20 protein-coding genes and 2 tRNA genes are annotated in these 23,466 nt (G+C 44.6%); 16 read left to right on the forward strand and 6 right to left on the reverse strand.

Going from position 1 to position 23,466, the window contains the following annotated elements; all coding sequences use genetic code 11:
- The first annotated feature begins 38 nt into the window (after positions 1-38).
- From P3L47_RS14870 to P3L47_RS14905, 8 genes are all read left to right on the forward strand, one after another.
- Entirely contained in the window at positions 39-2,483 is a 2,445-nt protein-coding gene (locus tag P3L47_RS14870) for a cytochrome c biogenesis protein CcsA (RefSeq protein ID WP_277781307.1), read from the forward strand.
- Between the two features lie 39 nt (positions 2,484-2,522).
- The gene (locus P3L47_RS14875; protein WP_122363103.1) at positions 2,523-2,843 is read left to right on the forward strand and encodes a hypothetical protein; all 321 of its coding nucleotides are present in this window, start codon (positions 2,523-2,525) and stop codon (positions 2,841-2,843) included.
- Between the two features lie 37 nt (positions 2,844-2,880).
- Entirely contained in the window at positions 2,881-3,897 is a 1,017-nt protein-coding gene (locus P3L47_RS14880; protein ID WP_122363024.1) for a dihydroxyacetone kinase subunit DhaK, read from the forward strand.
- Positions 3,898-3,906: 9 nt separating this feature from the next.
- Positions 3,907-4,521: a DAK2 domain-containing protein gene (locus P3L47_RS14885; protein WP_122363023.1), complete on the forward strand. Its 615-nt coding sequence runs from the start codon at positions 3,907-3,909 to the stop codon at positions 4,519-4,521.
- 36 nt (positions 4,522-4,557) lie between these two features.
- A complete protein-coding gene (gene lsrF / locus P3L47_RS14890; RefSeq protein WP_122363022.1) occupies positions 4,558-5,430 on the forward strand; it encodes a 3-hydroxy-5-phosphonooxypentane-2,4-dione thiolase in 873 nt (290 codons plus the stop codon).
- A 79-nt stretch (positions 5,431-5,509) separates the two neighbouring features.
- Positions 5,510-6,397, forward strand: coding sequence for a beta-propeller domain-containing protein (locus P3L47_RS14895; protein WP_277781308.1), 888 nt, complete (start codon positions 5,510-5,512; stop codon positions 6,395-6,397).
- A gap of 175 nt (positions 6,398-6,572) precedes the next feature.
- Positions 6,573-8,519, forward strand: coding sequence for a sodium:solute symporter family protein (locus P3L47_RS14900; RefSeq protein ID WP_122363020.1), 1,947 nt, complete (start codon positions 6,573-6,575; stop codon positions 8,517-8,519).
- A 33-nt stretch (positions 8,520-8,552) separates the two neighbouring features.
- Complete coding sequence (locus P3L47_RS14905) at positions 8,553-9,551, forward strand: glycoside hydrolase family 130 protein (protein ID WP_277781309.1); 999 nt, start codon at positions 8,553-8,555, stop codon at positions 9,549-9,551.
- A gap of 418 nt (positions 9,552-9,969) precedes the next feature.
- Here P3L47_RS14905 and P3L47_RS14910 read toward each other — a convergent pair.
- Together P3L47_RS14910 and P3L47_RS14915 are read right to left on the reverse strand one after the other, a co-directional pair.
- Positions 9,970-10,052: transfer RNA gene (locus tag P3L47_RS14910), tRNA-Tyr, on the reverse strand.
- Between the two features lie 102 nt (positions 10,053-10,154).
- Positions 10,155-10,228: transfer RNA gene (locus P3L47_RS14915), tRNA-Thr, on the reverse strand.
- 229 nt (positions 10,229-10,457) lie between these two features.
- Here P3L47_RS14915 and P3L47_RS14920 point away from each other — a divergent pair.
- Positions 10,458-11,864: a Gfo/Idh/MocA family protein gene (locus tag P3L47_RS14920; protein ID WP_277781310.1), complete on the forward strand. Its 1,407-nt coding sequence runs from the start codon at positions 10,458-10,460 to the stop codon at positions 11,862-11,864.
- Positions 11,865-11,954: 90 nt separating this feature from the next.
- Here the strand turns inward: P3L47_RS14920 and trxA are convergent, their stop codons facing one another.
- Together trxA and P3L47_RS14930 are read right to left on the reverse strand one after the other, a co-directional pair.
- A complete protein-coding gene (gene trxA, locus P3L47_RS14925) occupies positions 11,955-12,320 on the reverse strand; it encodes a thioredoxin (protein WP_122363017.1) in 366 nt (121 codons plus the stop codon).
- A 202-nt stretch (positions 12,321-12,522) separates the two neighbouring features.
- Positions 12,523-13,188 carry a superoxide dismutase gene (locus P3L47_RS14930; RefSeq protein ID WP_277781311.1) on the reverse strand — a complete coding sequence of 222 codons (666 nt, stop codon included), beginning with the start codon at positions 13,186-13,188 and terminating at the stop codon, positions 12,523-12,525.
- 293 nt (positions 13,189-13,481) lie between these two features.
- Between P3L47_RS14930 and P3L47_RS14935 the strand changes: the two genes are divergently transcribed.
- From P3L47_RS14935 to P3L47_RS14960, 6 genes are all read left to right on the forward strand, one after another.
- Complete coding sequence (locus P3L47_RS14935; RefSeq protein ID WP_122352532.1) at positions 13,482-14,021, forward strand: pyruvoyl-dependent arginine decarboxylase; 540 nt, start codon at positions 13,482-13,484, stop codon at positions 14,019-14,021.
- A gap of 173 nt (positions 14,022-14,194) precedes the next feature.
- Positions 14,195-14,671 carry a PaaI family thioesterase gene (locus P3L47_RS14940; protein ID WP_122352533.1) on the forward strand — a complete coding sequence of 159 codons (477 nt, stop codon included), beginning with the start codon at positions 14,195-14,197 and terminating at the stop codon, positions 14,669-14,671.
- Positions 14,672-14,708: 37 nt separating this feature from the next.
- Positions 14,709-15,545 carry a deoxyribonuclease IV gene (nfo, locus tag P3L47_RS14945; protein WP_277781312.1) on the forward strand — a complete coding sequence of 279 codons (837 nt, stop codon included), beginning with the start codon at positions 14,709-14,711 and terminating at the stop codon, positions 15,543-15,545.
- Between the two features lie 102 nt (positions 15,546-15,647).
- A complete protein-coding gene (gene nhaD / locus P3L47_RS14950) occupies positions 15,648-17,057 on the forward strand; it encodes a sodium:proton antiporter NhaD (protein ID WP_122363014.1) in 1,410 nt (469 codons plus the stop codon).
- Between the two features lie 10 nt (positions 17,058-17,067).
- Positions 17,068-18,708, forward strand: coding sequence for a dipeptidase (locus tag P3L47_RS14955; protein ID WP_277781313.1), 1,641 nt, complete (start codon positions 17,068-17,070; stop codon positions 18,706-18,708).
- Between the two features lie 39 nt (positions 18,709-18,747).
- Positions 18,748-19,254 carry a porin family protein gene (locus P3L47_RS14960; RefSeq protein ID WP_277781314.1) on the forward strand — a complete coding sequence of 169 codons (507 nt, stop codon included), beginning with the start codon at positions 18,748-18,750 and terminating at the stop codon, positions 19,252-19,254.
- A gap of 152 nt (positions 19,255-19,406) precedes the next feature.
- Here P3L47_RS14960 and P3L47_RS14965 read toward each other — a convergent pair whose 3' ends face one another.
- Entirely contained in the window at positions 19,407-20,042 is a 636-nt protein-coding gene (locus P3L47_RS14965) for an HAD family hydrolase (RefSeq protein ID WP_277781315.1), read from the reverse strand.
- Positions 20,043-20,238: 196 nt separating this feature from the next.
- Here P3L47_RS14965 and P3L47_RS14970 point away from each other — a divergent pair, with 196 nt between their 5' ends.
- Positions 20,239-21,615, forward strand: a complete 1,377-nt coding sequence (locus P3L47_RS14970) for a 3-keto-disaccharide hydrolase (protein ID WP_277781316.1) — start codon at positions 20,239-20,241, stop codon at positions 21,613-21,615.
- 2 nt (positions 21,616-21,617) lie between these two features.
- On the opposite strand, the gene P3L47_RS14975 is transcribed toward P3L47_RS14970, so the two are convergent.
- The gene (locus P3L47_RS14975; RefSeq protein WP_122363009.1) at positions 21,618-23,384 is read right to left on the reverse strand and encodes an ArnT family glycosyltransferase; all 1,767 of its coding nucleotides are present in this window, start codon (positions 23,382-23,384) and stop codon (positions 21,618-21,620) included.
- Positions 23,385-23,466: the final 82 nt, after the last annotated feature.

The raw sequence follows: 23,466 nt of genomic DNA on the forward strand, positions 1-23,466 counted from the left end.
TTCTTATCTTTGACGGCATAACTTAATTAGAACATCAAATGAAAGCAACTCTCGAAAGAATATTCTCATCCTTTGTAACAACGATCGTTTTGTTACTTCTTTATGGTTTTGGTCTGGCTGTTGCCACTTTTATTGAAAAGTATCATGGTACGGCTGCTGCCAAAGCGATGATTTATTATTCTCCTTTATTCTTTTTGTTGCAATTTCTTTTAGTCGCTAATTTTCTCGTCATTGCTGTTAAGTATCAGTATTTAAAACTCCGCAGATGGGGTTTGATGCTCGTTCATACTTCCTTTATTATTATCCTTCTTGGCGCCCTTACTTCTTTCCAGTTCGGTGAAGAAGGAATCCTTCATATCCGCGAAGGAGAATCAACAGATCAGATAGCAGTCCGCCAGGGCGATCTGACTACTTTCCATACCTTACCTTTCACTGTGGAACTGGAGAAATTTACTTTGACCCGCTATCCTGGTTCGTCCAGCCCGTCTTCCTACGAAAGCGAATTGCTGGTACATGTAGATGGTCAGACACGTCGCGAACGGGTATTTATGAATAACGTATTAGATATAAAAGGCTACCGTTTCTTCCAGGCTTCTTACGATCCGGATGAACAGGGTACCGTACTTTCCGTCAACCGTGATGTGGCAGGACGGAACATAACGTATACCGGTTACCTGCTGTTGGTGATCGGACTTATTATTTCCTTGGTAGGGAAGAACTCCCGTTTTATGGCGTTGAGCCGTCGTTTAAAGGAGCTGCGTTCTGTTGCTCAATCGGCAACCATGATCCTTGCGTTACTGGCTTTATCGGTATCGGTGGACGCAAAAAAAGAAACTTCGCCCATGCTGGATGCCGTGCAGAAATATGCGGTATCTCCGGAACATGCGGCAAAATTCGGGGCATTGCCCATTCAGTCCCATAGTGGACGTATGATGCCTATCAATACATTCTCTTCGGAGATCCTGCGCAAACTGCACAAAGCGGATAAGATCGGTAAATTAAATTCCGATCAGTTCCTGTTGAGCCTGCTGGCTATGCCGGACATGTGGATGCGTGTACCTTTCATCGCTTTATCCAATCCGGAGCTGGCAAATTATTATGATTTGACAGACGGTGAATGTGCTTATCTGCAGGTGTTCGATAAGAATGGAGATTATAAATTACAGGAAAAGCTGGAAGAAGCCTATAACAAGATGCCTGCCCAGCGTACCCGTTTCGATAAAGACTTGCTTAAACTCGATGAGCAGATCAATATATTTCATCAGCTGATCAATTACCAGATGCTGAATCTGTTTCCGAAAGAGGACGATCCTAATCATAAATGGTATGCTGCCGGTGACGATCTGTCTGCATTTACAGGGAAAGACTCCATGTTCGTTTCCCGTATTATGGGATGGTATCTGGCAGAAGTGCAGGATGCCTTGCAGAAAGGTGACTGGTCGAAGGCTGACGAGGTGATCGATATGATCGGCACGTATCAGCAGGCAAAGAACAAGACACTCGATATCTCGGCTAAAAGGATTGAAGCTGAGCTTAAATATAATAAGATGGATGTATTCCGTCAGTGTAAGATAGGTTATCTGATCCTGGGCGGTTTGTTGCTGGTCCTTTCGTTCGTTATGCTGTTCAAGCAGCAGAAGTGGATGAAGTTCGGTATCTGGATATTGGGGGTAGGGGTGTTGCTCGTATTTACTTACCATATGTATGGAATGGGGATGCGCTGGTATATCGGCGGATATGCACCGTGGAGTAATTCATACGAAACAATGGTGTATGTGGCCTGGGCAACTGTCCTGGCTGGTTTGTTATTCGTGCGCCGCAGTACGGTGACCTTTGCACTGGCTACTTTGTTCGGTGGAATTATCCTGTTCGTTTCCGGACTGAACTGGATGGATCCGGAGATCAACCCGCTGGTTCCCGTATTGAAATCGCCGTGGCTGATGTTCCATGTGGCTGTTATTGTGGCTGCATATGGTTTCTTCGGTATCAGTTGCCTGATCGGACTGACCAATCTGGTACTAACAAGTATTGCCGGAAAGAAAAATACAGCCTTGCTGAAAGCCCGTATCAAAGAATTGACCATCGTAAACGAAATGGCGCTTTGGGTCGGTTTGGCGTTGATGACGGTCGGAACTTTCCTGGGAGCTGTGTGGGCAAACGAATCATGGGGACGTTACTGGGGATGGGACCCGAAAGAAACATGGGCACTGATCACGATGGTGGTGTATGCGGTCGTTACTCACCTGCATCTGGTAAAACGCTGGTATAGCGACTGGCTGTTTAACCTTTGCTCGGTAGTGGCTTTCTCTTCTGTCCTGATGACATTCTTCGGAGTGAATTATTTCCTGAGCGGAATGCATTCATACGGACAGAACGACAATGTACACGGAATCTTTACATATCTCTATATGGTTGGAATCGTAGTGGTGATTTTGGGGATATTATCGAGAATCGGGTATAATAAGATAAAGGAAAATGAATGAATTATTAATATACAAGTTTAACATTAAATTTTAATGATCATGAGAACTTATAATCATGTAGGTATCCTTACCAACGAACAGAAAGAAGGTGCAATGTTCAACGAAGGCTTGAACGTATGGTTAACCGATTACAGCAAGAGTCCTAACAAGATCGAATTTCTGAAATTTGACGATCCTGCTGCCAGCTGCTTGCCTGATCTGGTTAAAACGAATGGTCATATCGCTTACACGGTTCCTTCATTGGAAGAAGCGCTGAAAGATGCAAAAGTTATCTTCGGTCCGGCTGTATGCGACGAACATCTTACTATTGCTTTCATCGAAGAAGAAGGCATCGCTATCGAATTAATGGAAATTAAATAATTTATAAACCTAAAACGAAACAAGGAGGAAAAACACCATGGCAGAAATTAAGACTAAATTTATAAATGATCCTGAACAAATAACTCCGGAATTGCTGGAAGGTTATGTACTGGCTTATCCTGACCAGGTTAAACTGGCTGGAGAAAATATCGTAGTACGTGCAAATCCGAAAAGCGAAGATAAAGTAGCTATCGTTACTTTGGGCGGTTCCGGTCACGAACCTGCATTGAGCGGTTTCGTTGGCGACGGTATGCTGGACTGCTCTGTAGTGGGCGACGTATTCGCAGCTCCGGGTGCACAGCGTCTGTTCCAGGCTTTGCAGTTGATGAAACGTGAAGCCGGTATCCTGTTGGTTGTATTGAACCATTCTGGTGACGTGATGAGTGCAAACATGGCATGCCAGTTGGCAGAACGCGTAGGTATCAAAGTAAAACAGATCCTGACTCATGATGATATCAGTGCAGGTATCGGTGCACCGACAGAAGATCGTCGTGGTCTGGCTGGTTGCGTTCCTTTGTATAAAATCCTGGGTGCTGCTGCAGACGAAGGCAAGTCTTTGGATGAATTGATCGAGATCGGCGAACGTTATAACGAAAAAGTAGCTACTTTGGCTGTTGCTATGCGCTCTTGTACACATCCGCAGAACAATGCTACAATCACTGACCTGCCTGCCGGTGTTATGGAAATCGGTATGGGACAGCACGGTGAAGGTGGTGGCGGTCAGAAACCGTTAGTATCTGCCGACGCTACAGCTGCTGAAATGGTTGATCTGCTTTGCCAGCAACTGCAGCCGAAAGCCGGTGATAAGATGATGCTTATCATTAATGGTGTAGGTGCAACTACTCACATGGAATTGAATATTATTTTCCGCAAAGCTTACAAAGAACTGGAAGCTCGTGGTTTGGAAGTAGTATTCGGCCGTATCCAGGAAATCCTGACAGTTCAGGAACAGGCTGGTTTCCAGATGATCATGGGTATTTTGGATGCAGACCACATCGATTATTTGAAGAACAAGAGTGCAAACGCACCGTATTGGACAACTATTGGTAAATAAACAAATAACATGAAACAACTGACTATTGAGGCTTTCAAAGGTATGCTGAATAACGCCCTAACGCATATCAAAGCCCGCGAAGACGAATTTTCCAAACTGGATGCGGTAATCGGTGACGGCGATCACGGACAGGCTATCGTAACTGCTTTCTCTGTTGTCGTTAAAGGCTCGGAAAAAGGAACGGAATTTAAATCTATGCTGAATGATATGGGATTTGGCGTAATGCTGGAAACCAGCGGATCGACAAGTACCCTGTTAGGTGCATTCTTCCTTGGCATGAGCGACAGCGCTGCCGGAACCGAACTGGATGCCGAAGGTGTGAAGAAAATGTTTGCCGGCGGTCTTGCCAACGTGCAGAAACAGACAAAAGCACAACCGGGCGACAAAACGATGATGGACGCTTTGGTTCCTGCTATCGAAGCTATTCAGGCTTGTGAATCGGACGACATCAAGGAAATCATGACAGCTGGTGCCAACGCAGCTTTGGAAGGTGCAAAGAAAACAGTAGATATGAAAGCGAACTTCGGACGTGCCCGTAACTACGGTGAACGTTCTATCGGTTATGCCGATAGCGGTGCTACATCATGGAGCTGCATGTTAGCCTCTTTTGCAGAAGCATTATAATTGAATAATTCACTTTTTAATATAGAAAATAGAAAAATGGCAGATTTAGATGATTTGAGAGAAGGCTCAAACTTCGGTTTAGGTGTTAACTCTCAACAACAAAGTTTCCATGTGAAGGGTGCTGAAAACCTTCCCTGGGGTATGAAAGATCGTTTATCCCGTATCTTCAACCCGAAGACAGGCAAAGCTGTAATGTTGGCATTCGATCATGGTTTCATTATGGGACCGACTTCAGGTTTGGAACGTATCGACCTGAATATCGTACCGCTGATTGATTATGCTGATTGTATTATGTGTACACGCGGTATTCTTCAGTCTACTATCCCGACTACAACAAACAAACCAATCTGTTTGCGTTCGGATGCCGGAACATCTATTCTGACAGAACTGAATGACAATGTTCTGATCGATATAGAAGATGCTATCCGTATGAACGTTTCAGCTATGGCTGTTATGTTGGCTATCGGCGACGAAGCACATGAAGCTAAAACAATCGCAAACTTGTATAAGGCAGTAGATAAAGGTACACGTTATGGTATTCCAGTAATGGGTGTAACTGCTGTCGGCAAACAGATGGCTCGCGATGCTCGTTATTTCGGTCTGGCTTCTCGTATCTGTGCTGAAAACGGTGCAAATATCGTGAAGACTTACTATTGCGAAGGTTTCGAAAAGGTTGTTGCCGCTACTCCGGTTCCTGTTGTGATCGCAGGTGGCAAGAAATTGCCAGAACTGGAAGCATTGGATCTGTGCTACAAAGCAATCAACGACGGTGCTGCCGGTGTGGATATGGGACGTAATGTATTCCAGTCTGAAAACCCGGTTGCTATGATTCAGGCTGTTCATGCAGTGGTTCATGACGGTTTGACTCCGCAGCAAGGATTTGAAATGTTCCAGGATTTATCTAAATAATTAATTATACTTCAAAGGGGCGGGGCGCTACTCTGCCCCTTGTTGTATCTGAATCATAACATAATACATAGAAATTGCCATGAAGAAAATATTCACATTATTGTGCTCTGCTCTTTTCCTGCTTGCCGCTACATCCTGCCAGCAGAAGGCTCAGAAATTGTTGTTAGCCGGTTCCGGTTGGAATAAAGTCGTTATCATCGACAAGAATACCAAACAGATTGAATGGGAACATCCTTTGCAAAAAGGTTGGGAATGTAACTCGGCTGTAGCTACTCCGGACGGTAACATTTTGTTTGCTTATAAAAAAGGTGCGAAGCTGATCTCCCGCGATCAGAAGGAAATATGGAACATCGCTGCTCCTGATACTTGTGAAATGCAGACTGCACGTATCCTGCCTGACGGTAACTACCTGCTGGCATGGTGCGGACACCCGGCTAAGATCATGGAAGTAAGCCCGAAGGGTGAAATTCTTTCTGAAACAGAATACGAAACAGGTATCGACCATCCGCATGCTCAGTTCCGCCAGGTGAATAAGAACAAGGCAGGCAACTACCTGATGCCTCTTTTCGCTACTTCTGAAGTGCGTGAAATATCTTCTGCCGGCGAACTGGTTCGGACAACCAAGCTGGAAGGTACTCCGTATAGTACTGTATTGCTGGACAACGGCAATTATATGGTCGCTTGCGGTGACGGACATTCTTTGATGGAAGTAAATCTGGATAAGGGTGAAGTGATCCGTAAGATCGGTGCTAACGATATTGAAGGCGTTTCCCTGTTCTTCGTAGCCCAGTTGTTGCCTACGTCAAACAACGGTCTGTATATCTGCAACTGGCAGGGACACGATCCGAGTGCAAAGGAATCGAACAATCCGCAGTTGATGGAGATCGACGGTAACAATAAAGTGATCTGGAGCTTGAATGATAATGACACATTTGGCATGATCTCTTCTGTTTGTCCGATCGACTAACAAGTTGACAATTGACAATTAACAGTTGACAGTTGACAGTTGACAAGTGACAGTTTGTTTCATGAAAATGAACCTATTCGGCTGAAAGCCGGAATAACTGTCAACTGTCACTTGTCGACTGTCAACTATTTATATATCTTTGCCAAACGTTAAACCTAAAAACAAAATCAATATCATGAAATTGCAACCAATCGACATCTTTATCATCGGACTTTATCTGGTGGCAATGATCGTAATCGGATTAATTCTGAAGAAAAGAGCGTCGAAAAACATGGACTCCTACTTCTTAGGAGGTAAAACTCTTCCTTTTTATATGTTAGGCTTGTCTAACGCATCCGGCCAGTTCGATATCTCTGGTACTATGTGGATGGTTACACTGGCCTTTATTTATGGAATTAAAAGTGCCTGGGTGCCCTGGCTGTGGCCGGTGTTCAACCAGATCTTTCTGATGGTCTATCTTTCTGTATGGCTGCGCCGTTCGAATGTGCTGACAGGAGCTGAATGGATTCAGACACGTTTCGGAAAGAACAGAGGTGCTAGTTTGTCACACACAATTGTTGTTATCTATGCCCTGATCGGTGTGCTGGGATTCCTTAGCTACGGTTTTATCGGTGTGGGTAAGTTTATGGAAATATTCTTCCCCTGGGATTATGTTTCCCAGTTTGTTCCATTCGATATTCCGGCAGAATATGTGCCGCATGCCTACGGTATCTTCTTTACTGCTATTGCCACCATCTATGTGATGCTGGGCGGTATGCTGAGTATCGTGTGGACCGATGTGGTGCAGTTCGCCATAATGACGGTTGCTGGTATTACGATAGCCGTTATCGCTATGATGAAGGTAAGCCCGGAAATGCTGGCTTCTATCGTGCCTGCCGGATGGGACAGTCTGATGCCCGGATGGACGCTAGACTTGAAATGGACGGATATCTTCAGCGACGTGAATGAAAAGATTATGAATGACCAGTATGGCCTGTTTGGAATCTTTATTATGATGATGCTCTTTAAAGGAGTATTCAATAGTATGGCAGGTCCTGCGCCTAACTATGATATGCAGAAGATTCTTTCCTGCCGTAGCGGTAAAGAGGCTGCTTTGATGAGTGGTTCGGTTCCCGTAATCTTGCTGATCCCGCGTTATCTGATGATCATGGGCTTCACGATTCTTGCCCTGGCTTTCTTCAAGGATTTGGATTTGACAACAAAGACAGGCGCGATCGACTTTGAGCTGATTCTTCCGAATGCAATCAACCAGTTCGTGCCCGTTGGCGTATGTGGTTTGTTGCTGGCGGGATTGCTGGCGGCGTTTATGTCTACTTTCGCTTCCACCGCTAATGCGGCTCCCGCTTATATTGTGAATGATATTTACAAGAAATATATCAATCCGAATGCCAGTAACAAGACGATGATCCGTGCCAGCTACATAGTGACAGTCGGCGTGGTGGTCGTTAGTGTTGTGATCGGATTCTTTGTAGAGAGTGTGAACTCCGTGCTGCAATGGATTACTTCGGCTCTGTACGGAGGTTATATTGCTGCTAACTTATTGAAATGGCACTGGTGGCGTTTCAATGGTAACGGTTATTTTTGGGGAATGATCACAGGTATCCTGGCTGCTATGGTTTGTCCGTTTATCTTTGACGGTTACACGATGGTGGACGGTCATTTCGTAGAAAGAGTAGGGGAATATGCCAACAATGCTCCGATGTTGCCGTTGTTCTACTTCCCGGTATTGCTGGTTGTGTCTTTGATCGGTTGTGTGGTCGGTACCTATTCCGCTCCTCCGGTAGAAGACGAGACACTTGAACGTTTCTATATTACCATACGTCCGTGGGGTTTCTGGAAGCCGGTTCACGATAAGGTGGTTGCCAAATATCCGCAGGTGAAAGCCAACAAAAACTTCAAACGTGATATGTTCAATGTGGCGATCGGTATTATTTGGCAGATGTGCCTGACCATTATCCCGATGTATATCGTGATCCGTGAAGGTATGCCGTTGCTGACCAGTGTACTGATCCTTGCCATCACAACGCTTGTTCTGAAGAAGAACTGGTATGACAAGATGAGCAAAGATGAAGTGGAATATAATGAATTGATGAAAGAATTGAAATTGGACGAAAAGAAGTAACTTTGTATTGTCAAATTAAAACAAATCGATAAAATGGATAAACTGAAAATTATTGGCGAACCGCAGCCTGACATGCCTTGGGAAGACCGCCCGGCCGATTGTAAGGATGTGATCTGGAGATATTCGAATAACCCGGTGATACCGCGTGATATCATCCCGACATCCAACAGTGTATTCAACAGTGCAGTCGTTCCTTTCAAGGGAGGCTATGCTGGTGTATTCCGTTGTGACGACACGAACCGCCGTATGCGTTTGCATGTAGGTTTCAGTGCCGATGCTATCCATTGGAATATTTCTGAAACAAAGCTGGAGTTCGAATGTGATGACGAAGAGATCGGAAAGTTTGTTTACGCTTATGATCCGCGCGTCTGCTTCATCGAAGACCGTTATTACATCACCTGGTGCAACGGCTATCACGGCCCGACAATCGGTGTAGCTTATACGTTCGATTTCGAAACATTCCACCAGCTGGAAAATGCGTATCTGCCTTTTAACCGTAACGGTGTGATGTTCCCGCGTAAGATCAACGGTAATTTTGCCATGCTGAGTCGTCCGAGTGATAACGGGCATACACCGTTCGGCGATATCTTCTACAGCGAATCTCCCGATATGTGTTTCTGGGGAAAACATCGTCATGTGATGGCTCCGGCTCCGTTCGAAGTGAGTGCATGGCAATGCCTGAAGGTGGGTGCAGGTCCTATTCCTATCGAGACATCGGAAGGATGGTTGCTGATCTATCATGGCGTGTTACAGTCTTGTAACGGCTATGTATATAGCTTTGGTGCTGCCTTGTTGGATTTGGATCAGCCCTGGAAGATTAAATATCGCACAGGTCCTTATCTGCTTTCTCCGCAGAAAGAGTATGAATGTATGGGAGATGTTCCTAACGTTACTTTCCCATGTGCCGCCTTGCATGATCCCGAATCGGATCGTATCGCTATTTATTATGGTTGTGCTGATACGGTGACAGGTCTTGCTTTTGGCTATATCAGCGAGATCATTGAATTTACAAAGAAGAATTCTATTGTATAAAATTCGCGCTGTACTTCAACGTTTGAACGATTTTCAGCGTCATCTTTCGAAATACAGAGATTATACGTTGATATTCAATGACTGATAGGTGATGCCGGAGTTTTGTCCGGCGTCACCTGTTTGTTGATGGAGGGTGACGCTGTTTTTAGATGCGGCGTCACCTGCTTATGCCAAGATTATCAATAGGTAAACAAGCAAAATCACTGAGGTGATTCCGATTGAGTAAAAACATAGATAAGTAGGCAGAGCTTGAAAATAAGTACTTACCCATTGATAAAGCGATGCCTATCCATTTACAAAAAGTCGCCGGGAGATTTAGGGAAATACTTACGTTTTTTCAGATGAAAACGTGGATGCTTTACAAACGAAACTTTGGTAAAATGAAAAACCTCAGAAAATAAATTCCTGAGGTTCTCTGTGGGCAGTGATGGATTCGAACCACCGAAGTCGAAAGACAGCTGAGTTACAGTCAGCCCCATTTGGCCACTCTGGTAACTGCCCTAAAAGTTGACAGTTGATAATTGACAGTTGACAGATTTAAAACTGGAAAGCGACATTAACTGTCAACTGTCAACTGTCAACTTTCCACTGTCAACTTTTTTGAGCCTCTTGTCGGATTCGAACCAACGACCCCGAGATTACAAATCACGTGCTCTGGCCAACTGAGCTAAAGAGGCATTCAGTATTTCTGTTTTGCGAGTGCAAAGGTAGTGATAATTTTCGATCTCGCAAGAACTGTGCGAACTTTTTTGCATACTTTTTTTCATGTCCTATTTCTGATGTAGTCTATCTTCCTGATTAATAATAAGAAAACAAACTACATTTTTTTAGAAAAATAGCAGATGTGAAAATTATTTCTTATTTTGTCAACTCATATCAATGTCACTTAATCTAAAATCTATTATCATGAGCATTAACAGAAGGCAATTTCTAAGAAAATCATTGGCCGGAAGCGCAGCTATCGTTGTAGGCAAGGACCTGAGTGCTGCTTCCGCACCGGCTGTATCAACCTCTTTCTCTCCCGTGGAGGATTTATCACCTCCGGCAAAAGGAAAATCTGTTTTAGGATTACGTTGCAAACCCTTGAGCACCGTCCGTGTCGGTGTCGTCGGTCTGGGCAGGGGAGCCGGAGCCGTAAAACGCATGGCACAGATTGAAGGAGCGGAGATCGTTGCTATCTGCGATCTGAACCCGGAACGGATAGCCAATAGCCAGAAAACCCTTAAAAACAGTAACCGGAAAGAAGCTGTCGCTTACACGGGCGAAGAAGACTGGAAAAAGATGTGCGAACGCGATGACATCGACCTGATCTATAACGCCACTCCCTGGGAACTGCACGTGCCTATCGCCCTTTACGCTATGGATCATGGAAAACACGTCGCTATCGAAGTCCCTGCCGCACTGACGGTAAAAGACTGTTGGGCATTGGTCGATAAGGCGGAAGAAACCCAGCTTCATTGTATGATGCTGGAAAATTGTTGTTACGACTTCTTTGAACTAGCTACCTTGAATATGGCGCGACAGGGATTGTTGGGAGAAATTATTCACACCGAAGGCGCTTATATCCATGATCTGAGAGGATCGAAGTTTAAAGGTTATTATAAACACTGGCGTCTGGAATACAGTAAATACCATACAGGAAATCCGTATCCGACACACGGTTTGGGGCCGGTGGCCCAGATACTGGGTATTAATCAGGGAGACCGGATGGATTATCTTTCGTCTGTCTCCACCAACCAGTTCGGGCTGGCACTTTGGGCAAAAGAAAACCTGACAGATGATGAACGTATAACCCTTTCGGAACGTTATGCGCTGGGCGATATGAATACAACTATCATCCATACCGTCAATGGCAAATCCATCATGATCCAGCATGACACGACCTCCCCGCGTCCCTATTCCCGCATCCATCTGGTACAGGGAACCAAAGGCATGGCTGTCAAGTATCCGGAGAGAAAAGTAGCTATCCAGCCTGATACGCATTCGTTCCTGAAAGAGGGACCGCAGAAAGATGTGATGGCTGAATATGAACATCCGTTAAGCAAATATATCGGCGAACGGGCGAAAAAAGTCGGCGGTCATGGCGGCATGGATTTTATCATGGACTGGCGTCTGATCTACTGCCTGCGTAACGGTTATCCGCTCGACCAGAGCGTGTATGACGCAGCTGCCTGGTCATCTATCGTCGAGTTAAGCGAACGTTCCGTACTGAATAAAAGCTGTTCGGTTGCCATACCTGACTTTACCCGCGGAGCCTGGCGCAATTACAAGCCGTGGCCTGTCATTGATATGAAGGATGTATTGCACGGATAAATTGTAAACATAAAAACTCCTGAAAGCCGGCAGTTTTGTTTTTATCTGCCTGCACTTTCAGGAGTCCTTTCAGTAAGATTATTGCGTTGCTTACTTATTTTTCAGAAGAACTTCGTCGATCGCTTTCTTGAAGTCGACTTTGCTCATGGCACCTCTTGCCATTTGTGGCTGTTCGCCCATCGGACAGAACAGGAGGGAAGGAATACTCCGGATACCGAAAGCTGCAGCCAGCTCTTCTTCTTTCTCCGTATCTATTTTATAAATATCGATTTTATCTTCGTATTCGCCAGCCAGCTCTTCCAGAATAGGAGCGATCATTTTGCACGGACCGCACCAGGTAGCATAGAAATCGACGATGCAAGGTTTGTCGCCTTCATACACCCATTTTTCGGGGCTTGCTTCGTAATTAGCTACTTTATTCAGAAATTCCTGTTTTGTCAACTCTTTCACTTTCATGATTCTAACTCCTTATTGTTTAGTTATTATTCTTACTTCTGTTTTACATAACAAAGTTACAACCTAATATTCCTGTAACTATTTACTGTATTTCCTTAATAATTGGCATTTTTCCCTTGAGGGTAGTTCGTAAACAAAAAGCCGTCCGGGGATTGTTACTCCGGACGGCCTTATTTGGTTTTAAACTACACTACTATTAATATTAATATCGTTTGCCAACGGCATCCCAATCAACGATCTGCCACAGGGCATTCAGGTGATCGGGACGACGGTTTTGGTAATCCAGGTAATAAGCATGTTCCCATACATCGAATCCCAAAATCGGAGTCAGCCCCTTGGCAACAGGGTTGCTACCGTTAGCTTCTTTGGTAATTGAAAGTTTGCCGTCTTTATCTTTTGCCAGCCATACCCATCCTGAACCGAACAGACCGGCTCCTGCTGCGTTGAATTCTTTCTTGAAGTCTTCGAATGAACCCCAGGTAGCTTTGATAGCATCCGCAAACTTTCCTTTAGGTTCGCCGCCGCCGTTAGGGGAGAACTGGGTGAAATACAAATTATGGTTGAGTATCTGTCCGGCATTATTAAAGATAGCACCGTCAGATTCTGCTACGATCTGTTCCAGGGGAGCGTTTTCAAATTTTGTTCCCGGGATCAGGTTATTCAGATTGTTTACGTAAGCCTGTAAATGTTTTCCGTGATGGAATTCAATGGTTGCTTTACTGATAACCGGTTCTAATGCATCTGCTGCATAAGGCAATTTAATTAGTTCGAATTTCATAATTTCTTCTTTTTTATCTGTTATTTGACTACTACTATTATTACTATTATTAGTTACCAACAATAATAAACTAAGACATAATGTAAGCATGACTACTAAGTTTTATGTTGTTTCTACTATTCTAACAGGGCGGGTTTGTTATTTGTTCAAAGAAACCGGTCCAAAAACCATAACTTTTATTGATTAAAGGATAAATAAAATTTATGACCTTTAACCAGCTGTCTTCTAACACTTGATTTTTATACTTTTTTGGAAATCAGCCGAAACAAAATGAATAATAATATGTAAAAAGCTGTTTTTTTGTCGTCTGTAAAGAGTAAAATCCCAAAGAAGTTTCTATTTTTGTGCCCGCATATTATTAATTAAGTAACACATATTTGTAGATGGTAAAGAAAGTTGGGAATTTAATTCCAAACACCTTTTTTATTACGAAGGGTAGTGGTGATTCAGACTTGGAAAAACACGCAGGTTCTTATCACATGGCCCTTTATGATGCTGGTATTTCAGACTTTAACATTATGACTTATTCGTCTGTAATCCCTGCAACAGCGCATCTTGCAACCATGGATGAGATTGATCTTCCTCCATTCGGTACGGAATTGAAAACCATTATGGCGGTTTCGCATGGTTATCAGGATGAGTTCGTATCTGCCGGTGTGGTTTACGCCTGGATGTACAAGGACGAAAACTTCGATGAGAAGGTTGGAGCCCTGGTATGCGAGGTTAGCGGCCGTTATCGTATCGAGGAGTTGGAGTCACGTCTGATCCGTGTAATCAACGACCTGCACCAGAAAACATACGGAAAGTATTATCTGGGTGAACTGAACTTTATTACCGAAGGTATTACCATCGAAAAGAGATACGGTACAGCTTTGGCTGCTCTGTGTTTCGTGGATTTCTTAATGCCTGAGATCGAGGACTAAAGAAAGATAATATACCCGATAATCAGTATGGAAAACAGAGGTAAGGCGCAGGTTCTTATCTCTGTTTTTTTGTCCTTACGGGAAAAAACGGCATAAGTTTGTTATATTTGTAAGCGACTTAGGTCATAAAATTCTTTTTATTTAAGAAACAATCCGTTTAAAGCTGTTGTTGTATGAAAAAGATTATTAATCCCTGGAAGGGGCTGGAGGGCTATATGTGTTTCGGGTGTGCACCCGGAAATCCGCAAGGACTGCACATGGAATTTTACGAGGATGGCGATGACATCGTTGCTTTCTGGGAACCGGAAAGTCATTACCAGGGATGGTTGGAGACATTGCACGGGGGAATCCAGACGACAATGATGGATGAACTGGCCGGTTGGGTAGTATTGAGGAAATTACAGACATCGGGCGTGACTTCACGGCTGGATGCCCGTTTCCTGAAAAGTATCTCGACACGCGAACCGCGCTTGATGATACGGGGGCGTATCAAAGAGCAGAAACGGAATGCCATATTCATAGAGACGGAGATATACAATTCGCAGAACGAACTTTGTTCACGCGCGGACATTATATATTTTGTTGTCACTAAAGAACAGGCAACGGAGAAGTTTCATTTTTGCGGTTGTAAAACCGAAGATGAAAAATAAAACACTGGACGAAAAGAATAAAGTAAACGATTAACAAATGAAGTACATTGGAGCTCATGTAAGCGCGTCGGGTGGAGTTGAGAACGCTCCGCTAAATGCTAATGCCATCGGGGCGAAAGCTTTTGCCCTTTTTACCCGGAACCAACGTCAATGGAAATCTTCCCCGTTGACGAAGAAAAGCATCTCCTTATTTAAAGAACGTTGTGAGGAGTTCGGCTACAAAGCCGCGCATATTTTGCCTCACGACAGTTATCTGATCAATCTGGGACATCCGGATCTGGACGGTCTGCAAAAATCGCGTGATGCTTTTCTCGATGAAATGCAGCGTTGCGAACAGCTGGGACTGGACCGACTGAACTTCCATCCGGGAAGCCATCTGAATGAAATTTCGGTAGACGATTGCCTGGCACGTATTGCCGAATCGATCAATCGGACACTGGAGCAGACTGTGGGAGTATGTGCCGTTATAGAGAATACGGCCGGACAGGGTACAAACCTGGGATACACTTTCGAGCAAATCGCGGCTATCATCGACCGGGTGGACGACAAATCCCGTGTAGGTGTTTGTATCGATACCGCCCATACGCTGGCTGCCGGTTATGATATCAAAACGGAGCAGGGCTTTATGGAGACATTCCGCCATTTCGATGAAGTGATCGGTTTTTCGTACCTGCGTGGAATGCATATCAACGATTCGAAGAAAGACCTGGCAACCCGCGTAGACAGGCATGACAGTATCGGGAAAGGTGTTATGGGAATGACCACTTTTCAGATGTTGATGCAGGATACCCGTTTTGACGATATACCTCTGATACTTGAAACGCCGGACGAATCAATCTGGGCGGAGGAGATCAGCTATTTGTACACTTTATAAGTAGAGAATAAACCGGGAGAAGGGGCACTTGAGCAAGTCTCCTCTTTTTCCATATATTAATAAGCCCCTTTAATGAAAGGGCAGACTAAATAAAATACACGTATGTTTATATTAATGCCAATTATTTTTGTCGTAGGCATCCTCGCCATTGCGCTTGAAGATAAGATTAAGATCAATAAAGCAGCAACAGCTCTTTTTATGGCTATTTCCTTATGGATGATATTGATGTTCGATGCTTATAACATCTTCGTCGAACGCTCTAACCCTTTGTTCGAGGAGTTTCTAGTACAGAACCCCGAAATGACCAACCTGCCGGCAAAAGACCAGTTCATTAATTTTATTTCCAATCGTTCCATTGTTTACCATTTGGGAAATGTGGCAGAGACATTGTTCTTTGTGATGTGTTCTATGCTGATCGTCGATATTGTAGATAAACATGGTGGTTTCAGGGCTGTTACCGGGTATATCCGTACTTCTAACAAAAGAAAATTATTATGGTACATTAGTTTTGCCGCTTTCTTTTTCTCCGCGTTGTTGGATAACCTGGCGGCTGCGATCGTAATCATGGCAGTGCTCCGTAAGCTGGTGCCCGACCGGACCGACCGTCTGAAGTACGCCTGTATGGTGATTATTGCGGCGAATGCCGGCGGTTCGTGGTCACCGATCGGTGATGTGACGACAATTCTCCTTTGGGTAGGAAAGAACGTGACGGCCATGCATCAGATTTCCCATGTATTTATTCCTGCGCTGATCAATATGCTGGTTCCGCTCACCATTGCCCACTTCTGGCTGTTCAAGAAAGATGCCCGCTTGCGTGTGATGAGTGAAGAAGAAGCGGCTGATGAGTTTATTCCGGAGATACCTAATCACGCCCGCCGTGTGATATTTGTGATCGGTGTGCTTTCGTTGGCATTGGTTCCGGTCTTCCAGATGTTGACGAATCTGCCTCCGTTCCTGGGGGTCTTGCTAGGATTGGTTATTCTTTGGGTATATACCGATATCATGTATAGCCGGTTGCGAGTTCATGAATCGGAGAAGCTGCGTATTACACAGTTGTTGCCTAATATCGACCTGGCAACGATCTTTTTCTTTCTCGGAATTCTGATGGCGGTAGGTGCACTGGAAACATCCGGACAACTGGGGATCATGTCTGCCTATCTCGACCAGCATGTACATGAGCCTTATCTGATCAGTTTTGTGATCGGTGTTCTGTCTTCCTGTGTGGATAACGTGGCTTTGGTGGCGGCGACGATGGGTATGTATCCGATTGTGCAGCAGGCTCCCGATCTGGCTCCTTATGCCCAGTTCTTCGTTTCCGACGGCGGGTTTTGGACATTCCTTGCTTACTGTGCCGTAACGGGCGGTAGCATCCTGATTATCGGTTCGGCAACAGGTGTCACGGTAATGGGACTGGAAAAGATTGATTTCATGTACTATACCAAGCGATTTTCTATTTTGGCATTGATTGGTTATATTTGCGGTGCGGCAGTATATATGCTATTATTCGCTTAAACTTATTTATATGAAAAGAAAATGGATTATCGCAGCAGCCTGTGCCGTTTTGCTTTCCGGAATGGAGGCAATGGCTTGTACGGGTTTGCTGGTTGGAAAAAAGGCATCGGTCGACGGATCGGTCATGATCAGTTATGCAGCAGACTCACATACTTTGTATGGCGAGTTATACCGTTGGCCGGCGGCTACCTGGCCGAAAGGGGCGATGCTGGAAGTCAGGGAGTGGGATACGAATAAACCGCTGGGACAGATTCCGCAGGTGGAGCAGACGTATTCGGTAGTCGGCAATATGAACGAACACCAGGTGGCTATCACGGAAAGTACGTTCGGCGGCCGTCCCGAATTGGTGGATACAACAGGTATTATGGATTACGGAAGCCTGATCTATATCGCGCTACAGCGTTCCAAGTCGGCCCGCGAAGCGATTAAGGTAATGACCGACCTGGTGAAAGAACACGGTTATTACAGCAGTGGCGAGACATTTTCCATTGCCGACAAGAACGAAGCATGGGTGATGGAGCTGATCGGTAAGGGAACAGGAAATAAAGGGGCAGTCTGGGTTGCGATCCGCATTCCGGACGATTGTATCTCTGCACATGCCAACCAGTCACGTATCCAGCAGATTCCTTTCGATGACAAGGAAAACTGTATGTATTCGCCCGATGTGGTTTCTTTCGCTCGCGAAAAAGGCTATTTCAGTGGAAAAGATAAAGATTTCAGCTTTCAGAAAGCTTATTGCCCGTATGACTTCAGTGGTTTGAGAGGTTGTGAGGCACGTGTATGGTCTTTCTTCCGCAAGTATGATACTTCGATGGATAAATATACCGATTTTATCAAAGGCGATCCTACCAAAGAGCCTATGCCGTTGTATGTGAAGCCGAACCGTCTGTTGTCCGTTCAGGATGTTCAGAACGGTATGCGCGATCATTATGAAGGAACAGACCTGGATATGACGAAAGATGCCGGAGCAGGTTCTTATAAGGTGCCCTATCGTTGGCGTCCGATGACGTTCAAGGTAGATGGCGAAGAATATACGAACGAGCGTGCTATCGCTACACAGCAGACCGGTTTTGTGATCGTTCCGCAGATGCGTAACTGGTTGCCGGATGCCATCGGCGGAATCCTTTGGTTTGGCGTGGATGATGCCGATATGGCTGTCTTTACTCCGCTCTATTGCTCTATTACCGAGTCTCCCGAATGTTATCGGGTTGGGAACGGCGATATCATGAACTTCTCATGGACTTCCGCTTTCTGGATTCATAACTGGGTGGCTAACCAGGCTTACGGCAAGTATAGTTTCATGATCAAAGATATCCGTCCGGTTCAACAGGAACTGGAGAACGGTTATAAAGAAACAATCCCGGCTATCGACAAGGCTGCCTCCGAATTGTATGCGAAGGATCCGGCAGAAGCTATCAAATTCCTGACCTGGTTCAGTACGACGACAGCCGATCAGGCAACGGCTCGCTGGAAGAAACTCGGTGAGTATCTTTTAGTAAAATATATGGACGGAAACGTTAAGAAAGAAGAAAACGGCAAGTTCAAGCAAAATGGTTATGGGTTGTCTGAATATCCTGATTTTCCTGGCTATGATGAAGACTATTATCGTAGTATTGTGAAGAGTGCAGGCGACAGACTTAAAGTAAAATGATTATATTTGTTGCAATGTTGAACTAAATTAATTGAGAGTATGAAAAAATTAATTGTTATGTGTATGCTGGCGATTATCAGCATGAGTGCTTTTGCACAGACCCAACAGGGACAATCGTCTTTCGGTTTTAATCTGGGGTATGGGTTTAATGATAACGGTAATGCTCTGTTAGGACTTGATTATCGTTATAATTTGACTGACGAAGTTCGTTTGGCTCCTTCATTGACCTATTTCGTAAAGGATAATGGAATAAGTGCCTGGGCGATTGACATGAATGTTCATTACGTGTTTAAACTGAGCGATATGTTCGGTTTCTATCCGTTGGCTGGTCTTGACCTTTCTTTCTGGAAATGGAGTGGAGGCGGACATGTTGACGGACATAAGGTTGATGTGAGCATGAATGAAACACGTTTCGGTGCAAACATCGGTTTGGGGGGCGAAGTATATGCAACGGATCAGCTGACTGTAGGTTTGGAATTCAAATATAATATCATTAAAGATTTCGATCAACCTATCTTAGGTATTCGTGTCGGATATAATTTCTGATAAACAGAAAATAAAGAAAAACCTTCCGGAAGAAATAGTTCATCTGGGAGGTTTTTTAGTTTCGTCCGGTAGAAAGTATAGTTTTGCCCAAGAGAAAACACTGTTTCATTCGGAAGAAAATGCCGTTTCATCCGAAAGGAATCTTTTTGTTCTTACCACTTCAAATAATCTTCGAAAGTAATCTTCTCGAAGTTCGGTATCACTTCATATACTTTATCCTTTAGGGATTCTTCCGGATTGGTGGTCGTTAGTCCGATCACTCGCATGCCTGCAGACGTTCCGGCCTGTATGCCGGCAAAGGAATCTTCAAAGACGATACAGTCGGCGGGGGAAACGTTCAGGTCTTTTGCTGCCAGCAGATAACACATCGGATCGGGTTTGCCCTTTGTGATGCGGTCGGCTGTTACGATCGTGTCGAAAATATTCTCCAGGTGATGTAGCTTGAAAGCACGTTCTACTTTCGTATTGTCGGAACTGGTAACCAGACCCATCTGTACACCCTGCTCTTTTAGTAAATGCAGGAACTCTATCGAGCCCGGCATTGCAGGGAGAGGCATTGTACTTTCATATTCGGTAGATTCCTTAATTACCATCTGACGAAATTCTTCCGAACGGTCGGAAAAATACGTTTCCATTATGTAAGGGAGTGTTGTGCCTTTGATAACAGCTGCAAAGTGGTCGATACCAGTTCCATAACGTTCACCTGCTTCATCCCAGAAAATATCGTAGATAGGTTCAGTGTCGACTATCACGCCGTCAAAGTCAAAGAGAGCCGTTTTTAATTTCATAAAAATACCTTTATTGATTACATTTTGCGGGCAAAGATAAGCCTATTTCTTTGAAAAAGATTCATCTGCTGTAAAATAGCTGTGCTTTTGCTGTGCGTTTATGAATAATATTTTATCTTTGTGTCCGTGCACATGTGTTGCTTTGCAGACCAGTAAAGACTATTTGACTTATTATAATACCTAAAAGAAGAACAGAATGAAAGCATCTTTGAAGTTTGCAGCCTTGTCTCTTGCGCTGCTTTGTTCCTGTCAGTCGAATGATGGCTGGCAACAGTTATTCAACGGTAAAGACCTTACCGGTTTCAAACAATTAAATGGGGAAGCCCCTTATCGGGTGGAAGACGGTTGTCTGGTCGGAACTTCCGTGACGGGTCAGCCGAATAGCTTTATGGCTACCGAACAGGAATATGGTGATTTTATCCTGGAGTTTGAGGCTTTGTGTGATCCGTCGCTGAACTCGGGTGTGCAGTTCCGTAGTGAAAGCCGTCCGGACTATCAGAACGGACGTGTGCATGGTTACCAGTGTGAGATGGACCCGTCCGACAGAGCTTGGAGCGGAGGTGTTTATGACGAAGCCCGTCGCGGCTGGCTGGTGACGCTTGTCGATAATAAACCGGGACAGGAAGCTTATAAGAAGACGGACTGGAACAAATATCGTATTGAGGCTATCGGCAATAATATCCGTATTTGGCTGAACGGCGTGAATACGGCAAATTTGTATGATGATGAAACGGCAAAAGGCTTTATTGCATTTCAGGTACATGGTATCGGAAAGAATGCCGACCTGGAAGGAAAAGAAATCAAATGGCGTAATATCCGCATAAAGACTGAAAATCTGGAAGCAGAACGTATGCAGGGTACGTTGGCTCCGGAAGTGAACCGTATCCCCAATTATCTGACCGATACGGAAAAAGCGGACGGCTGGAATCTGTTATTCGACGGTCAGACAACTACAGGCTGGCGCGGTGCCCATAAAGAAGCATTTCCCGATCATGGCTGGAAAGTGGAAGACGGACAGTTGATCGTATTGAAATCAGGCGGCGGAGAATCTACAAACGGTGGTGATATCGTAACCGACAACGAATATGCCGCATTTGAACTGAGCCTGGAATTTAAAATTACTCCGGGAGCCAACAGCGGTATCAAATACTTTGTAACGGAATCGGAAAAACCGAGCGGCTCTGCTTATGGCTTGGAATATCAGATACTGGACGACCAGCTTCATCCGGATGCCAAATTGTATACTACCGTTCCCGGCAGCCGCACATTGGCAAGTCTTTACGATATGATGCCGGCACAGAATAAACGCTTCAATGGGGTTGGAAAATGGAATCAGGCTGTTTTAAAAGTATTTCCCAATAACCATGTGGAACATTGGTTGAATGGCTTCAAAACATTGGAATATGAACGCTGTTCGGATGCTTTCCGCGAAATGGTAAAGGGCAGTAAATATGCTGCCCCGTCTTATAACGAGGCAGGCCGTTTCGGTGAAGCTCCCCAAGGACATGTCCTTTTACAGGATCATGGCGATGAAGTTGCTTTCCGCAGTATCAAAATCAAAGAACTGAAGTAAGCTTATTCTATACGAAGGAAACTGCACAGGACAATTGGTCGGCGTACTTCGTGAATGATACGTTCAGAGGAGGTCAATATATTAAATGTATATTGGCCTTCGTAATTTTTCAGAACAACTTCCAGGTCACTGGGAGTGGCAAAGAAGAATCCTTCCTTCGGCATCTCCTGTTCGAAATTATGGAAACGGTTACCCAGATAAAAGTTCAGTCCGTATAGATTCCTGTATACTTTGAGGTTGTTCATGACGAACATATTATCCTTGTTCAAAGGATATTCTTTCATTACCCTTTCGGCAAAAGGACGGGCTGATCCATCCTGGCGGATACCACGCATAATAACTCCGTCGACCAGCAAATTGATCGTAAAGGTCAAGGCTATCGTCGCATACAGTATCTTGATGTTTATCTTCTTGAACATTTGATAAAGCACGGTCAGCAAAGCCAGCAACACGATAATAACGATACAGACGGTCAGTCCGCAACTGGAAGAGAACATATTGGATACGGCTTCTACCTGTGCAAGCGTAGAAGGACGGCTTGTGTATTGTGAAGCAATGGCAACCGGATCGATGACACCGGCCATTGTCAGTCCGATAGCTATCAGCACAACAGTCGTGACAGAGGCTAGGAATGCCGCAAATATACGGGTAACCTTTGTCCTGTATTCCGTAATGTAGATGGCATATTGAGCTAAGAATATAGCAATAAACGGATAGGCAGGCATCAGGTATACACTTCTCTTACTGGAAGGAATGCTGTAGAAGAAGATAATACAGACCAATGCTACAAGACTGAACAGTTTCTCTTTTTCCATGGAGAGAATATTGTTCCAGCTGTCTTTGGCTATCTGTTTGAAAGAGGCATTCTTTAGTTGCCATTTCAACCCGAATATAGAAAAGAAAAAGAAGATAGTCCAGGGAATAAAGCCGCCTGCTAAAGTGGCAAAGTTGTACCATACACCGTTTTCGTGTCCTAAATCATAATTAATATCGGGTGTGTCGAGATGGAAGAAGCGTCCGAAATTCTCGGCAAGTACGACATCCATGAATCGGTCGCCTCCCTGTTTCCAGGCAGCTATATACCATAATAACGGCAGGAATGAGGATGAAACGCCGATATAAAGAAGTGCTTTAAATATAGTCAGCAGACTGTATTTGCGAAGCATCAGCAAATAGGCTCCGAACACAAACAAGGGCAGGATGACACCGACGGGACCTTTGGTCAGCACGGCACAGCCTAACAGTATAGGGATAATGATCGGCAAGCCTTTCAGTTCCAGTCTGTCTTCCCATCGGAACAGTTGATAGAGTCCGATGACAATAAAGGCTGTCAGTAACATATCGACCCGGGTGGTCATAGCCGCCCGGTGCATCTCCACGCAAGTCAGCAGAAGAAGGGTCGCAATGAATGCCTGTTGAAACTTTATTCTTCGCCCGAAAAAGACCAGCGTGCATCCCATTAGGCAGATAAAAGCGAGTGTAGACGGTAAGCGCGAAGTAAACTCCGATACATACCCTTGGGGATAGGAGAAAGCAGCCATCAGCCAATGTGCCATCGGTGGTTTGTAAGCAAACTCGTTGGCATAAACCTGCGGCAGTACCCAGTTGCCGGTTTCAAGCATGGATATGGCAACAGATGCTTCACGTGGCTCCCCTTTTGTCGAAAAATCTCCCAAGCCTATCCAGGGAAGGACGGAGATTATACAGATTATGATAACCATTGTTACCGGCTTTTGCAGGTAGAGATATTGTAATGTCGGTGTGCGCATATTCTTTTTGTAAGAGGACTAAACCAGTTAATGTCATTATATCAATTTGCAAAAGAACAATTTTTTACGGACTTTTTCCGCA

The organism is Parabacteroides chongii (genome assembly GCF_029581355.1).
Lineage (GTDB): Bacteria > Bacteroidota > Bacteroidia > Bacteroidales > Tannerellaceae > Parabacteroides > Parabacteroides chongii.

Excerpts from the sequence above, each read along its gene's own strand:
- trxA (WP_122363017.1), bottom strand. The coding sequence starts at position 12,320 with ATGAAAGTGAAAGAGTTGACAAAACAGGAATTTCTGAATAAAGTAGCT.
- P3L47_RS14920 (WP_277781310.1), top strand. The coding sequence starts at position 10,458 with ATGAGCATTAACAGAAGGCAATTTCTAAGAAAATCATTGGCCGGAAGC.
- lsrF (WP_122363022.1), top strand. The coding sequence starts at position 4,558 with ATGGCAGATTTAGATGATTTGAGAGAAGGCTCAAACTTCGGTTTAGGT.
- P3L47_RS14875 (WP_122363103.1), top strand. The coding sequence starts at position 2,523 with ATGAGAACTTATAATCATGTAGGTATCCTTACCAACGAACAGAAAGAA.
- nfo (WP_277781312.1), top strand. The coding sequence starts at position 14,709 with ATGAAGTACATTGGAGCTCATGTAAGCGCGTCGGGTGGAGTTGAGAAC.
- P3L47_RS14935 (WP_122352532.1), top strand. The coding sequence starts at position 13,482 with ATGGTAAAGAAAGTTGGGAATTTAATTCCAAACACCTTTTTTATTACG.
- P3L47_RS14965 (WP_277781315.1), bottom strand. The coding sequence starts at position 20,042 with ATGAAATTAAAAACGGCTCTCTTTGACTTTGACGGCGTGATAGTCGAC.
- P3L47_RS14885 (WP_122363023.1), top strand. The coding sequence starts at position 3,907 with ATGAAACAACTGACTATTGAGGCTTTCAAAGGTATGCTGAATAACGCC.
- P3L47_RS14880 (WP_122363024.1), top strand. The coding sequence starts at position 2,881 with ATGGCAGAAATTAAGACTAAATTTATAAATGATCCTGAACAAATAACT.
- P3L47_RS14975 (WP_122363009.1), bottom strand. The coding sequence starts at position 23,384 with ATGCGCACACCGACATTACAATATCTCTACCTGCAAAAGCCGGTAACA.
- P3L47_RS14895 (WP_277781308.1), top strand. The coding sequence starts at position 5,510 with ATGAAGAAAATATTCACATTATTGTGCTCTGCTCTTTTCCTGCTTGCC.
- P3L47_RS14900 (WP_122363020.1), top strand. The coding sequence starts at position 6,573 with ATGAAATTGCAACCAATCGACATCTTTATCATCGGACTTTATCTGGTG.
- P3L47_RS14940 (WP_122352533.1), top strand. The coding sequence starts at position 14,195 with ATGAAAAAGATTATTAATCCCTGGAAGGGGCTGGAGGGCTATATGTGT.
- P3L47_RS14955 (WP_277781313.1), top strand. The coding sequence starts at position 17,068 with ATGAAAAGAAAATGGATTATCGCAGCAGCCTGTGCCGTTTTGCTTTCC.
- P3L47_RS14960 (WP_277781314.1), top strand. The coding sequence starts at position 18,748 with ATGAAAAAATTAATTGTTATGTGTATGCTGGCGATTATCAGCATGAGT.
- P3L47_RS14970 (WP_277781316.1), top strand. The coding sequence starts at position 20,239 with ATGAAAGCATCTTTGAAGTTTGCAGCCTTGTCTCTTGCGCTGCTTTGT.
- nhaD (WP_122363014.1), top strand. The coding sequence starts at position 15,648 with ATGTTTATATTAATGCCAATTATTTTTGTCGTAGGCATCCTCGCCATT.
- P3L47_RS14930 (WP_277781311.1), bottom strand. The coding sequence starts at position 13,188 with ATGCTTACATTATGTCTTAGTTTATTATTGTTGGTAACTAATAATAGT.
- P3L47_RS14905 (WP_277781309.1), top strand. The coding sequence starts at position 8,553 with ATGGATAAACTGAAAATTATTGGCGAACCGCAGCCTGACATGCCTTGG.
- P3L47_RS14870 (WP_277781307.1), top strand. The coding sequence starts at position 39 with ATGAAAGCAACTCTCGAAAGAATATTCTCATCCTTTGTAACAACGATC.